The sequence below is a fragment of the Paenibacillus polymyxa genome, from assembly GCF_001719045.1.
GTDB lineage: Bacteria > Bacillota > Bacilli > Paenibacillales > Paenibacillaceae > Paenibacillus > Paenibacillus polymyxa_B.
The window spans coordinates 3,177,149-3,190,001 of sequence record NZ_CP015423.1 but is presented as its reverse complement, the minus strand read 5'-3'; the positions used below and the strand labels follow the sequence as shown (position 1 = coordinate 3,190,001).

Sequence of the window (12,853 nt, the reverse complement as noted above, 5' to 3'; positions counted from 1 at the left end):
AGACGCCTCAGCGCCGTTAATGGCTATGGGGCATCTTTCACTACAAACATTTATCCGCTTAGGATTGTTTGGTATGATTGAAGCTCGTATTATTTAAAACTGCCAGCTTTTTCTCGCCCTTCACCATGGCAGAACCGCAAATGGGGCATGTCGGCTCGACAGAAAAAGCGAAGTTATCCCGCATCCAGCCGTTACATGTATCGCTGGCGCAATTCCAGACAGTTGTAATTTCCTCAGGAATCTCATCCATTGGCTTTTTCCGTGAATTGTACATAAACATCCCTCTTTCTTCATGATTTATAAAGCGATAAGATGTAATCAGTTCAAAAACGGTCTTGTGAACAGATAAAAACAAATGCCCCAAACGCTATGTTCGGGGCATCTGAAGTAGGCTGTAATTTTAAATTACAGTTTTACAACGTTCTCAGCTTGTGGTCCACGGTTTCCTTCAACTACGTTGAATTCTACGCGTTGGCCTTCGTCCAAAGATTTGAAGCCGTCGCCTTGGATTGCGGAGAAGTGTACGAATACGTCGCTTCCACCTTCAACCTCGATGAAACCAAAACCTTTTTCTGCGTTAAACCATTTTACTGTACCTGTTTGCATGGAATTACCTCCAAAATGTATTTATATGACCTTTATTTTTTACAAATAAAAATTCACATATTGCACAAGGTTATTTCAACCTAAAACAATAGCCCTCTACAATATGCGAATCTCAGGTCACAATTTCAATATACTCATATTACCATAAGTGTATTGAAAACGCAAGCACTGGTGAATTTAATTTATGCAGAGTGCTTATGTTCTCTATTGCGAACTTCAAAGCTGTGTTCATTCGAAGGGAGTGAGTCATTAACGCCTACTTAAAACATTATATCCGCAGTTGCTTCTTATTATACCAGCAATCAAGAAATAAATATACAAAACATTGTGCAGGAGACGAACTTCTTACTAAAAGCTCATCTCCTGCGTTTATTTGCTCATTTTGAACTACAATTCTGCCAGTGCTTTAATTTCCTCTGCTGTCAGCGCTTTGTTATACAATTGAACTTCATCCAGGCTGCCATTGAAGTAAGCATCGGCGGCAAAACGGCTTTTGCCGAGATAAGCCTCGCTCGTCAGCAACTCATCGGGATTGAAGGTAATGCTGTCATTAACAGCTACTTCCTCACCATTTACATACAACTTCCCTGTATTCCCTTCCAGTGTAACCGCTACATGCGTCCACTGGTTTAGAGGTAATGATGATTTGGAAAGCAAGCTTTGATCCGTACCCTCATGGATTGTAAACTGGAGCACACCACTTCCTTGGGAAGGGGTGAGGAACATATGCCGGGCTTGGCCGTTGCCAAAGTCAAAAATCCGTTGCCAAGCTGCACCGCCCTTCCAGTTCACCCAAGCGGAAAAGGTAAAATCCTTCGCATCCGTTACCGTCGCTGGTAGCTGCACGTAACCATCCTTGCCGTTCAGGACAAGAGCACCGCCAAGCTTCCCGTCTTTATCCCATGCGGCACCACCATAGGTCTTACCATCGAATTGATTGTATGTGCTGTCGACAACCGAAGTTCCTTGATCTTCACTCCACGAATAGCGTGCAAGCTGAGGACCTTGCGCCTGTCCGGGAACAGTGGCTGTAAAACTTTTCTTAGCTGTGGCTTTGTCCTTTTTGATGGTCGCCGTCAATGTAACTGTTACAGGCTGAGAACCGGCTTCTGGACGGTATACTTCACCTGTCACAGAAATACTCTCCGGGTGGGTGGACTCCCATGAAATAGTGGTATCTTGTGCTGCTTGAGTAGGTAGCGTCAGATTATAAAGAACATTGCTCGTATCGCCCAGGCTCAGATCCTTCTGCACAGCAGCTACAATCTTGCTGGCCTTCAGGTCAGGCTTTAGCGAACCCCATACCGCAACACCCTTTGAGGACAACGCGGTAAAAGCAAGCGTCTTGGCACCTGTGTCTGGATGACGGTGCTGCAGGAATACGCCTTTGTACTTCGTACCCTCTGCTGTAATTTCCAGCTGATTGCCTGCCCCCAACTTCCATGTACCGTTCACTCCACCAGACAGCTTGCCGCCGCTATCCAGACTGACGTTAACGGCTTGCTTAATATTTGCCGAAATTTCCTTCCCGTGATTTACATACGAATATTGACCGAGGACATCCTTTTCTGACAGCTTTTTCAGTGAATCCTCATCTCCCGAATAACGATAAGGTGCAACCACAGGCCAACCGTCAGCGTTCATGAACATTTCATGTACCCGCACTTCATACTGTTCGCCTCTCCCCGGGAAACGGGAATGGAAAATGACAAAATGCTTTTTCGTCTTGGGATCATAATAAGCCGAGTTGTGTCCGGGCGACACATAGCCTGCACCCAGTCCAGTACCCGGATCACCAATTTCTCTTGGAATCAGGTAATTACCTATCAGTTTGACACCGTATGGTTCAATGGAAGCGTCATCAAAAAGTGGTTTATCAGGATTTGCCTTGACCTTGATCATATCATTGCCTTCAGCATCGTAGAAAGGGCCATCCGGTGTTTTGGACCGAGCCACCCGCAAGTTGTATCCGCCATCTGCTGACAATCCACCATAGGACAGGAACAAGTAATAGTAGTCCGTTTGCGGACTGTATTGTATGTATGGCCCTTCCATACGAGCATGGTTACCGCCTGTCAGCTTTTTCCCGTAGCCTTGACCAGGGAGCGGCTTCCCTGTTTTTTCATCCATCTGCAAAATAAAAATGCCTCCAGAGTAAGAGCCATATACCATCCACAGCTTGCCGTTTTTATCATAAAAGGTGTCCGGGTCCACGGCATTCGGATGCTTGGTTGCATCATAGATCGTTCCATCCTCACTCGGTTGGTCCCACATGCCGGATTTTAGAAAAATTCCTTTATTCTTATAAGGCCCTTCAATTTTATCAGCAACTGCTAGGCCCATCGCTGAACGCGGGGAGTCACCCTTGCAAGCGTTATAATACATATAGAACTTGCCATCTGCCAGTTGAATGACATCAGCTGCCCACAGCGTGTCCGTCTGCGCCCAATCCAGTGCTTCCTTTAATTCATCTTTGACATTGGGAATCAATGCATTACCATTCGCCACTCCTGTAGCAATCGTATCCCAATTCATAAGGTCTTTGGACTTGGCAGCCGCCAGATGTGAGCCAAAAATGTAAAATGTGTCTTTCACTTTCAGAATGGATGGATCATGTACGGAAGTCTCCTTGAAAGAGACAGCCTTTTTACTTTGAATTGAAAAGTTTTCCAGGTCTTGAGCTTGAAGGGAAGTTTGCCCTACATTTTGAATTCCATCTGTATCTGAATGGAGTGTTGGCTCCGCGCCTACCAAAGAAGCAGGCAACAACAGCGCACCTGCGAGTGAAGCTGCCGTTACTTTACGAACAAATGATTGCTTCATAAATCAATCTCCTCTCGTTGTGAACATCCCTGATAACATAAAAGAATATTGAGAAAGCGGTCAGGATTATGTTTGTATTAACTTCTTCACCCTCGAATTTAATGTTGGTCATCCCTCCTATTGGAATTAAAGCGCTTTCAATTGATTTGAAAAATAAAAGCACCTTCTGTTAAGAAGGACGATTCAAACCTGGCGGTTAACCGTACCTCTATATTATTCAATGGATATGGAAAATTCAATATGTAATTTTATGTTTTTATAAATTATTCATCGAATTATTAACATTAATAAATGTATTGCGTAAATTTCTAGTTTAAAGTTATAATTTTACAACTAAAATTCTATATGTTTCCTGCCGATATACCTAAAAGAACAATTTTACGTGTATAGAAACATTTAGATTTTATAAGGAGGTGAAAAATATATGCAATGGTATTTAAAAGTGCTGCAAAACTATGTAGGATTCCAAGGCAGAGCAAGACGTACAGAATACTGGATGTTTACTCTGTTCAATGTGATAGCTTGTTTGATATTATACTTAGTGGATCTCCTTTTGGGACTTCCTTTAGTATTGACACTTATCTATAGCTTGGCTGTTTTGTTACCGTCTCTGGCAGTGTTTGTCCGCAGACTCCATGACACAGGTAAAACCGGGTGGTGGATTCTGATTGCTCTTGTGCCTTTCGGTGGCATTGTGCTGCTTGTATTCGAATGCCTAGACAGTCAGCCTGGCGACAATAAGTATGGAAAAAACCCTAAATCATAGTGGTTGTAGATGTCTAAAACCTCTTTCACTTTTGTGAAGGAGGTTTTTTTCATATCCGCCTCTCCCCTAACAAAGTTAAAAAGCCGCCAATCCAGCACAGCGAAAGTAAGTCTGAGCAGATGCTCTGTATTCATGGGATACGAACAATGTGGTCAAAGAAAAGGGCAGAATCCAAAGGGTAAGTCACATCCATTATTCGTATCCGTGAATTTTTTTTGGTTTTACCTGTTTATATCCTCCTCTTTTAGTTTATTTTAAACGAGTATTAAGCTGGCGCTAAGATTGGGTGTGTATGATGTATATTAGAATCTGGTAACTACATAAGCCGGATCGGCTAAAGGCATAAACATTACTCCCGTTGGATATCCATATAAGGCTCCACCTTGTCAGAAATTGAATGAACACAAAGGAGATTTACACTCATGAATCGAAAACGAATTATGATCATCTGTACACTGTTGCTGGCGTTATCTATTGGGCAGTCTTCTACTTGGGGAAGTCGGGCTAATGCTGCTACACTGGCTCCAGAGAGAGCCCCTCAGGTACAGGATAATGAAGCTTCCAAGGATGATGAACTTTTGAAAACACTGGGCGCATCCTCGGATGAGCAATTGTATGATGCGTTATATAACGGTCAAACCTTGGCAGATATTGCACAATCCAATAAACAGGACGCACAGGCTGTTGTTGATTTACAGGTAGCTCAGTTAACGGAGCAGTTGGATCAACGACTGGCCAATAAGAGCATTACACCTGAGCAATACCAAGCCCATAAGGCAGAATTGACACAGGTCGTTGCTAAAAGTGTGTTCGGGCTGTAAGTTAGTGATATGACAGAATGTGAAAAAGGCGCTGAACCCATGGGGGCCAGCGCCTTTTGGCTTGTCTATATTTTGTTGTAAATTACACTTGATATACTCGGATCAAGTTAGTGGTGCCCGCCTCAGCGACAGGAACACCTGCTGACAGGACTACAGTATCGCCTTTATGGATATATCCTGCATTCAGCGCGTTACGGATGGAGGATTCGAACATTTCATCCGTTGTTGCTACTTTATCCCCCTTGATCGGGAATACGCCGGATAACAGGCAGATTTTAGCGAATACCGTATTATTCGGAGTAACCGCAATAATAGGTGCCTTCGGACGATATTTGGATACCATACGTGCCGTGAATCCGCTGGCAGTCGATGTAATAATTGCTTTCGCATCCAGCTCCAGGGACGAACTCACCGCACCCTGACTAATCACTTCGGTGATGTTGGTGCTTTGACGTGCTCGGCGCTTATCAAACTGCTCCTGATAATCGAATTGCGATTCTGCTCTGGCAGCTACAGCGGCCATGGTCCGTACAGACTCGACAGGATATTTACCCGCAGCTGATTCGCCCGACAGCATAACAACATCGGCTCCTTGCATAACGGCATTAAACACGTCACTAACTTCGGCTCTCGTCGGACGCGGGTTCACCTGCATGGATTCCAGCATGTGGGTAGCTACGATAACGGGTTTGCCGACCAGATTACACTTGTCGATCATTTCTTTTTGCATCACAGGCACATCTTGAATCGGCACTTCGACACCCAGATCGCCACGGGCTACCATAATGCCATCGGAAGCTTCGATAATATCATCCAGGTTTTCCATGCCTTCAGCATTTTCAATTTTGGAATAGATTTGTACATGCTCAGCATGATGTCCCTTCAAAATCTCACGGATTTCACGGATATCGTCGCCTTTACGCACAAAAGAAGCCGCAATAAGCTCAACACGCTGCTCCACCCCAAATTGGATGTGCCTCACATCTCGCTCCGTCACGCCTGGAAGGGTCGTATGAATCCCTGGCAGGTTTACACCTTTTCTCGGTTTCAAAATACCGCCGCTTACAATATTACAAATCATTTCCGTACCTTCGATGGAGGTTACAGTCAGATCAACCAAACCGTCGTCAATGAGAATGCGGTCGCCTGGTTTGATGTCCTTCGGCATATCCGGGTAATTCACTGAAATACGATGCTCGTCCCCTAGAATCTCTTCTGTGGTCAGAATGAGCTGGCTACCTGGTTTCAACAGACAAGATGCCTCTCTCAGCTTGCCAATCCGTATTTCTGGTCCTTTAATATCCATCATGACAGGTATAAAGGTATTCATTTCCTTCGCAGCCTGACGCACATTTTCGATACGTTTAACGTGATCTTCCAGCTCCCCGTGAGCCATATTCAAGCGGGCTACAGTCATACCAGCCTGGATCATTTCTTTTAGCAAATGAATGGAGTCACAGGCAGGTCCCATAGTACAAATAATTTTCGTTTTAAGCATAGTAATGTCATCCTCCTGAATGTCTTTACTGTATGGTTTTCTATTCCACTTTGCTTCTCTATCTACATTAAACTTATATAGCTCTATTCTACCTGTACCCGTGCACCAAGACTATGAACTATAGTATGATGAATGTACTACAGTATAATGAATGTTGAAGACATCGGGGAGTGAGTTTCGTGATTACATTGGTGGATATTCGGCAGGACAACGGTGTGGACTGGTATGAAAAGGCTGGTGCAAATAGCGACAACGATGACTTACTGTTCATTTTGGTTACCTTTGGCAAATGTGTATATTGGGTGAACGGTTGCAAATTCATTCTCGGTAAGGGTGAAACACTGCTTTTACCCGGTCATCTGGATTACTATGGCAAGAGCATTCCTACGCTTTTTCATACCAAGTATGTGATACATTGCCGCAAAACATGTACGAACAGCCCACTTCCCATACTGAATACTGACAAGCCGTTGTTGATCAAACCTGGATGCTACGATATGCTGCATGAACGAATTAAATCGATGTACTATCAATGGACTGAACACCCAAGCTACTACACCCTGATGGCTGACTGTCTGCTGACCGAGGCAATGATATATATGAATCAGGAATGGGACAAAGGCGCCATTTCTTGCGATCGAGAGCGACATGTGGAACATATGAAACAGTATATCCAGAACCACTACCGGGAAAAGGTAACCAAGGAGGAGCTTGGCGACGCCATCCGTAAAACCCCCAATTATGCCGCGACGCTGCTGCGTGAGGTAACACGCCAAACGATCAGCGAGCATGTACATACGCAACGCATTAAAACCGCCATCTACATGCTGACCGAGTCCCGGCTAACGATTCGTGAAATTTCGGAGTATGTGGGATATAGCGATGTTTCCTATTTTCATCGGATCTTCAAACGGTTGACAGGCTGCTCGCCGTCCGAATTTCTGGATGAACGCTCTTCGATTGTTTAGTTGGATGGTCTAGAACAGAATTTCATAGTTACAGGATTTTGCAAAATCCTCAGTTAATAAAAATGGTCGTTCTACCTGGAACCCTGCTCTAGTAGTCCTTTTTGATTAGGGACCAAGAGCGTTCCATATAGAACGACCATCATATTTATAATTAAGCGTATAAATCTGCGTGTATTCGCATTACTTGGGTGGTGTTAATTGGAGGAACCCGCTGTTTTGACCTCTTCCAACATTTTATCGTTATAGCCAAACATCCAGGTCAGGACAAAGGCTACAACCATAGCAGCCAAGTTCGCCAAAATGTAAAGCGGAAGCTGATGATTCATGTAGAGCAACGTGCCTGGAATGACCGTAACTGCCATGCCTGTAGCCGCCAAATGGAAGACAGAAGCGATAAAACCGCCAACCGCCCCACCGATAAGGCCCATAACAAAAGGCTTCATGTATCTCAGGTTGACCCCGAAAATAGCCGGCTCCGTAATCCCCAGAAAAGCAGACAACGAGGAAGGAAGTGCCAACGCTTTCAGTTTGCTATTCTTCGTTTTCAGCCCAACCGCCAGACAGGCAGCACCTTGAGCAGCCATAGCGCAGGTAATGATGGCGTTAAAGGCATTTACGCCGTTCTTTTCAAGCAGTTGAATCTCCAAGAAATTAAATATATGATGCACACCTGTAACGACGATAATCTGATGCAAGAAACCGATGACAATCCCTGCAATACCGAAAGGCAAATCCAGCACAAACGTTGTTCCGTGCAACACCCATTCTTCGAGTGAATGGAAAATCGGACCGATGGCAAACAATCCCAAAGTGATCATGATCAACAGTGTTAAAAACGGTGTGAGAATCAGATCTAGCGCTTCAGGCACCCGTTTGCGCAGCGCTCGCTCCAGCTTGGCTCCGATCAAGCCCACGAAGAAAGCTGGCAATACCGAGCCTTGATAGCCCACTACAGGAATGAACCCGAACATCGTCAACGGATGGGCTGAGCCGTCCGCAACACTATAAGCGTTGGGCAAGGCCGGGTTTACCAGCATCAGACCGAGAACGATACCCAGCACTGGACTACCGCCGAATACTCTAAAGGCTGACCATGCGACTAACGCGGGCAGAAAAGCAAAGGCCGTATCCGTTAATACTTGTGTGTATAATAGAAAATTGGGTGAAATGTCCTGTGGCGTCATGCCGAGGAGAGCGAGAATTTGCGGCTGAGTGAGCAAGCCACGTAGCCCCATGAACAGCCCCGTAGCAACCAGCACAGGAATAATGGGTACAAACACATCGCCAAAGGTACGAATGGAGCGTTGGAAGACGTTGCCTTCCTTTTTCGCCTGACTCTTCACCTCTTCTTTAGATGAACCGGTCACGCCAAGCTTTTCGACCTCTTCAAAAATTCGATTTACCGTACCTGTACCAAAAATAATCTGATATTGCCCGGAATTGAAGAAAGCACCCTTGACCTTGTCGATCTCCTCAACTTTTTTCTGATCAATCTTCTCCTTGTCATGCACCATAATCCGCAAGCGCGTCGCACAATGAGCAAAAGATGCAATATTTTCTTGCCCACCGATTGCCTGGATCACTTCTTTAGCTATTTCTCTGTTTTCCGCCATGATGTTCATCCTCTCGTTCATTCCGTTATGTTTGATGATTAACGAACCACTTGATGTTTTAGCCTACTCATGTAAAATCCCATTTTACCGCCTGGAAGAGAGCCTCTCCCTTGTCGGCAAAAAAGCGTATTTCGTCACTCTCTGGATGCGGAAAAATACGACTGGTGAACACCTCTTCCCCATCGTTGACGAAAATCTCAACTGAAGACGCATCTACAAACAAATGTAGTTTGATATGATCTTTATCCCATGGACACTGCCGTACCTCACCATAGGAAGTGGCTACAGGCTCACCTGATTGCGAACGGTCCAATACAAGTTTGCGACTGACGGCATTATATTTAATCACCGTCTTCTCAGTCTCACTCGCACGGAATTCAATACCAAACACCTTAGCGCTCAAAAGATCTACCTCACAGATCAGCTCATAGGCCGTACCTGTAAATCCTTCATAGGTTTTGCTCTCTGAAAATAACGTGTCAGCTACCCGATCCTCACGATTTCTACGCAGCGTAGTCAGCTCAGGGATCGGCCGCTGCAAGAGTTTGCCCTCATGAAGCGTAAGCTCCCTTGGTAATGTCAGACAATGAGCCCATCCGTTCGGATCTGTGGGATATTCGATATCCGGCAGGCCCATCCATGCCACCATAATACGCCGCCCCTGTGGGTCAATCATCGTCTGTGGCGCATAGAAGTCAAAGCCTCTATCGAGCTCGTGGAATGCACCGTGCTCCAGCGTTCTTGTTTCGGTATCCAACGGCTTGCCGATTACGTAGCCCGATTGATAAATATTGCGATTTTCATCCCCAGAAGGCTCCAAGCCCTGAGGAGAAAAGATCAAGACTCCCGCTTCGTTCAGTTCAAAATAATCTGGACATTCCCACATGTAGCCAAACGACTCCAGGCCTGTGCACAATTCTCCCTCAAACTCCCACGTACGAAGGTCAGTTGATCGGTAGAGGACCGCGCAGCCTGTTAAATTCGTTCTCTGGGCACCAATCACACAGTAAAAGCTATCGCCGTCTTTCCATAGCTTGGGATCACGAAAATGGTCTGTATAGCCTTCTGGCACATTGGCAATAACAGGATGCTCCCATTTAGTAATGTGACCGTTCTCATCCATAACAGCCATGCATTGATAAGGATGTCTAATCCAGTTTTCGTCTCGTGTATTCCCTGTATACATCATGTGTAACTTACCCTCATGCTCCAGTGCGCTGCCGGAATAAGCCCCATGCGAATCAAAATAGTCCCCCGGTGCGATCCCAATGCCCGCACTATTCCATGTGACCAAATCTCTGGATTTCAGATGATACCAGTATTTCATCCCATGATCCGTTCCGAGCGGAAACCACTGATAAAACAAGTGGTATTCACCTTGGTAATAAGAAAATCCATTGGGGTCATTGAGCAAACCGGTCGGTGGCTGGATATGAAACGCCTGCCGCCAGTGACATTGCTCCACTTTCTCCTCCAAGCCGGCTATTTCACCGGGCTCTGCCTGCTCGATCATTCGATACTTTTGTTCTCTTGTCATTTTCATAGTTGTACCTCATTTTATTAAAACTTCGCTTCGGGAACCGGTTCCAAATTAATGAAAAAAATATTTAATCGGAACCGGTTCCTATACGATTAAAAAAAATGCTCATCCATGGATTTGCAACCGATTCCATTTGTGCTCGAATGCTATGGAACCGGTTTCGTAGAAATTATAATCCACTTGTTCAGCGTTTGTCAACGCTTTCTCTTTCGATCAGGGAATAATTCATGACCGTCACTTTTTCTACCGATTTATGTTCTACCAGCCGCATAATATTTTGCGCTGCTACACGTCCAGCCTCCATATACGGATATTGAACGGTTGTCAGGGCAGGGTGAATGACCTCCGTAATATCGTATCCCCCAAAGCCAGTTACCGACAAATCCAACGGGATGACAATCCCTCTGGAATAAGCAGCATTGATTACGCCCAGCGCGATATTATCCGTAGCACACACCATTAACGATGGCTTGAAATGGTCCAAAATGGCGGATGCAGCAATCCGTGCATCGGACATTTTAAATCCGGTCTCATAGTATCTGATATCATACCCTGCTGCTCGCATCGCATCGTCCGTATGAGACTCAGCAGGCACTGCATCGCGAACAGCCTGCCTAAAGCCCTCCTTGCGCTGCACACCGACGGCAACATCCTTTTCAGTAACACCAACGTAGGCAATTTCGCGGTGTCCCTGTGACAAAACGTACGTGCCGATATCATATCCTGCACGATAGTCATCATGGATAAGACTATGAAGCTGCTCGTGCTGCTGGCCCACCAGCAACACCGGAATACCAATGTCACGAATCGCGGCCAGATGGTCGTCTGTAATTTGAGCAGCCAGCAAAATGATGCCCGAAATCTTTTGTCTTCCCAGCTCATAAATGGCTTCGATTTCACGCTGTACATCCTGGCTCGTATTAGAGATCAGCATCTGATAATGCTGAGAACGCAGTTCCTCATCAATCCCCATCAGCGTATGAGATGTCGCAAAAGAATCCAGACGCGGGACAACGGTGCCGATGATGTTGGTCCGCTTCGCCTTAAGACTCTGGGCAAAGGCATTGGGCACATAGCCCGTGGCTTTAACCACTTTTTCAATTTTTCGTTTCGTATCCACGCTGACAGACCCGCCGTTCAAAAAACGGGATACCGTGCTCTTGGATACGCCAGCCATTTGGGCTATATCTGCAATCGTCTTATTCATGAAGTCCCCCGGAAATTTTTCGTATTCACAAGCTTCCAAAACGTCTCTTTTCACATAACCCTATAATACCATATGGCGGGATTGGATTGCTGTAGCTCCAGACCCATCATGCACAAAACGCCGTCCCTTCAGTGAAGAAGGAAACGGCGTCTCATGATGAACGTAATTTTAAAAATCAAAGTTATCCGGATCTGGACCTACCCGAAGATCGGCATTTAACGCCTGGATTCGATCCATATCCTCGCGCGTCAGTTCGAAGTCAAAAATGTCGGCATTTTCGACGATCCGATGCGCCTTGGTAGACTTGGGAATGGTGACAACTCCCTGCTGTACATCCCAGCGTAAAATCACTTGCGCCACCGATTTGCCGTACTTGGTCGCTATGTCTTGCAGTACCGGATGATCGAGCAATTGACCTTGCATTAACGGAGACCAAGCTTCCATTTGAATGTCGTTCTTTTGACAGAATTGCAACAGCTCGGCTTGCGTTAATTGTGGATGGAATTCCACCTGATTGATCATGGGCTTAATTTCGGCATCCTTCATGAGATCTTCCAAATGATGAATCTGGAAGTTGCTGACTCCAATGGCCTTAATCCGTCCTTCTTTATACAAGGATTCCAACGCTCTCCAAGCTTCTTTATACTTTCCTTGAACTGGCCAATGAATCAGATATAGATCCAGATATTCCAGACCCAGCTTGTCCAGACTGGCTTCATAAGCGGCTCGTGTCTCTTCATAGCCTAAATCTGCATTCCACACTTTGGACGTGACGAACAGATCTTCTCTGGACAGATTATTTTCCTGAAGGGCTTCCTGAATAGCCTGCCCTACACTGCTTTCGTTCGCATAGATTGCAGCTGTATCTATACTGCGGTAGCCATGCTTTACAGCAGCCTTTATAGCATCGACCAGCTCCGAACCTTCTTCCACTTTAAATACCCCGATGCCAAACCAAGGCATGCGAACTCCGTTGTTTAACAATGTTGTGCTTTGTAAGTTTTGTGTCAT

The 12,853-nt window shown here is 45.5% G+C and carries 11 protein-coding genes; 3 read left to right on the top strand and 8 right to left on the bottom strand.

The genetic code is table 11. From position 1 onward, the window contains the following. Positions 1-58 precede the first annotated feature (58 nt). The 3 genes from AOU00_RS14230 to AOU00_RS14220 form a co-directional block, all read right to left on the bottom strand. Entirely contained in the window at positions 59-274 is a 216-nt protein-coding gene (locus AOU00_RS14230; protein WP_013308357.1) for a cold-shock protein, read from the bottom strand. Positions 275-405: 131 nt separating this feature from the next. Then, a complete protein-coding gene (gene cspD / locus AOU00_RS14225) occupies positions 406-606 on the bottom strand; it encodes a cold-shock protein CspD (RefSeq protein ID WP_013308356.1) in 201 nt (66 codons plus the stop codon). Between the two features lie 387 nt (positions 607-993). After that, positions 994-3,429, bottom strand: coding sequence for an arabinan endo-1,5-alpha-L-arabinosidase AbnB (locus AOU00_RS14220; RefSeq protein WP_069290868.1), 2,436 nt, complete (start codon positions 3,427-3,429; stop codon positions 994-996). A 424-nt stretch (positions 3,430-3,853) separates the two neighbouring features. On the opposite strand from AOU00_RS14220, the gene AOU00_RS14215 reads away from it, so the two are divergent. Together AOU00_RS14215 and AOU00_RS14210 are read left to right on the top strand one after the other, a co-directional pair. Beyond that, a complete protein-coding gene (locus AOU00_RS14215) occupies positions 3,854-4,195 on the top strand; it encodes a DUF805 domain-containing protein (protein ID WP_069290867.1) in 342 nt (113 codons plus the stop codon). Positions 4,196-4,617: 422 nt separating this feature from the next. Further along, positions 4,618-5,016, top strand: a complete 399-nt coding sequence (locus AOU00_RS14210; protein WP_069290866.1) for a hypothetical protein — start codon at positions 4,618-4,620, stop codon at positions 5,014-5,016. 82 nt (positions 5,017-5,098) lie between these two features. Here the strand turns inward: AOU00_RS14210 and pyk are convergent, their stop codons facing one another. Further along, positions 5,099-6,514: a pyruvate kinase gene (gene pyk, locus AOU00_RS14205; RefSeq protein WP_023986598.1), complete on the bottom strand. Its 1,416-nt coding sequence runs from the start codon at positions 6,512-6,514 to the stop codon at positions 5,099-5,101. Positions 6,515-6,693: 179 nt separating this feature from the next. Between pyk and AOU00_RS14200 the strand changes: the two genes are divergently transcribed. Beyond that, entirely contained in the window at positions 6,694-7,482 is a 789-nt protein-coding gene (locus AOU00_RS14200) for a helix-turn-helix domain-containing protein (protein WP_069290865.1), read from the top strand. A 194-nt stretch (positions 7,483-7,676) separates the two neighbouring features. Here the strand turns inward: AOU00_RS14200 and AOU00_RS14195 are convergent, their stop codons facing one another. The 4 genes from AOU00_RS14195 to AOU00_RS14180 all read right to left on the bottom strand — a co-directional run bounded on the left by AOU00_RS14195 (position 7,677) and on the right by AOU00_RS14180 (position 12,853). Next, positions 7,677-9,095 carry a sucrose-specific PTS transporter subunit IIBC gene (locus AOU00_RS14195; RefSeq protein ID WP_013308350.1) on the bottom strand — a complete coding sequence of 473 codons (1,419 nt, stop codon included), beginning with the start codon at positions 9,093-9,095 and terminating at the stop codon, positions 7,677-7,679. A gap of 67 nt (positions 9,096-9,162) precedes the next feature. Continuing rightward, positions 9,163-10,638, bottom strand: coding sequence for a glycoside hydrolase family 32 protein (locus AOU00_RS14190; RefSeq protein WP_069290864.1), 1,476 nt, complete (start codon positions 10,636-10,638; stop codon positions 9,163-9,165). 181 nt (positions 10,639-10,819) lie between these two features. Next, a complete protein-coding gene (locus AOU00_RS14185; protein WP_069292049.1) occupies positions 10,820-11,842 on the bottom strand; it encodes a LacI family DNA-binding transcriptional regulator in 1,023 nt (340 codons plus the stop codon). A 168-nt stretch (positions 11,843-12,010) separates the two neighbouring features. After that, positions 12,011-12,853 (bottom strand): aldo/keto reductase, encoded by an 843-nt coding sequence (locus AOU00_RS14180; protein WP_061830745.1) that lies wholly within the window; start codon positions 12,851-12,853, stop codon positions 12,011-12,013.

Excerpts from the sequence above, each read along its gene's own strand:
- AOU00_RS14230 (WP_013308357.1), bottom strand. The coding sequence starts at position 274 with ATGTACAATTCACGGAAAAAGCCAATGGATGAGATTCCTGAGGAAATT.
- cspD (WP_013308356.1), bottom strand. The coding sequence starts at position 606 with ATGCAAACAGGTACAGTAAAATGGTTTAACGCAGAAAAAGGTTTTGGT.
- AOU00_RS14220 (WP_069290868.1), bottom strand. The coding sequence starts at position 3,429 with ATGAAGCAATCATTTGTTCGTAAAGTAACGGCAGCTTCACTCGCAGGT.
- AOU00_RS14215 (WP_069290867.1), top strand. The coding sequence starts at position 3,854 with ATGCAATGGTATTTAAAAGTGCTGCAAAACTATGTAGGATTCCAAGGC.
- AOU00_RS14210 (WP_069290866.1), top strand. The coding sequence starts at position 4,618 with ATGAATCGAAAACGAATTATGATCATCTGTACACTGTTGCTGGCGTTA.
- pyk (WP_023986598.1), bottom strand. The coding sequence starts at position 6,514 with ATGCTTAAAACGAAAATTATTTGTACTATGGGACCTGCCTGTGACTCC.
- AOU00_RS14195 (WP_013308350.1), bottom strand. The coding sequence starts at position 9,095 with ATGGCGGAAAACAGAGAAATAGCTAAAGAAGTGATCCAGGCAATCGGT.
- AOU00_RS14190 (WP_069290864.1), bottom strand. The coding sequence starts at position 10,638 with ATGAAAATGACAAGAGAACAAAAGTATCGAATGATCGAGCAGGCAGAG.
- AOU00_RS14185 (WP_069292049.1), bottom strand. The coding sequence starts at position 11,842 with ATGAATAAGACGATTGCAGATATAGCCCAAATGGCTGGCGTATCCAAG.
- AOU00_RS14180 (WP_061830745.1), bottom strand. The coding sequence starts at position 12,853 with ATGACACAAAACTTACAAAGCACAACATTGTTAAACAACGGAGTTCGC.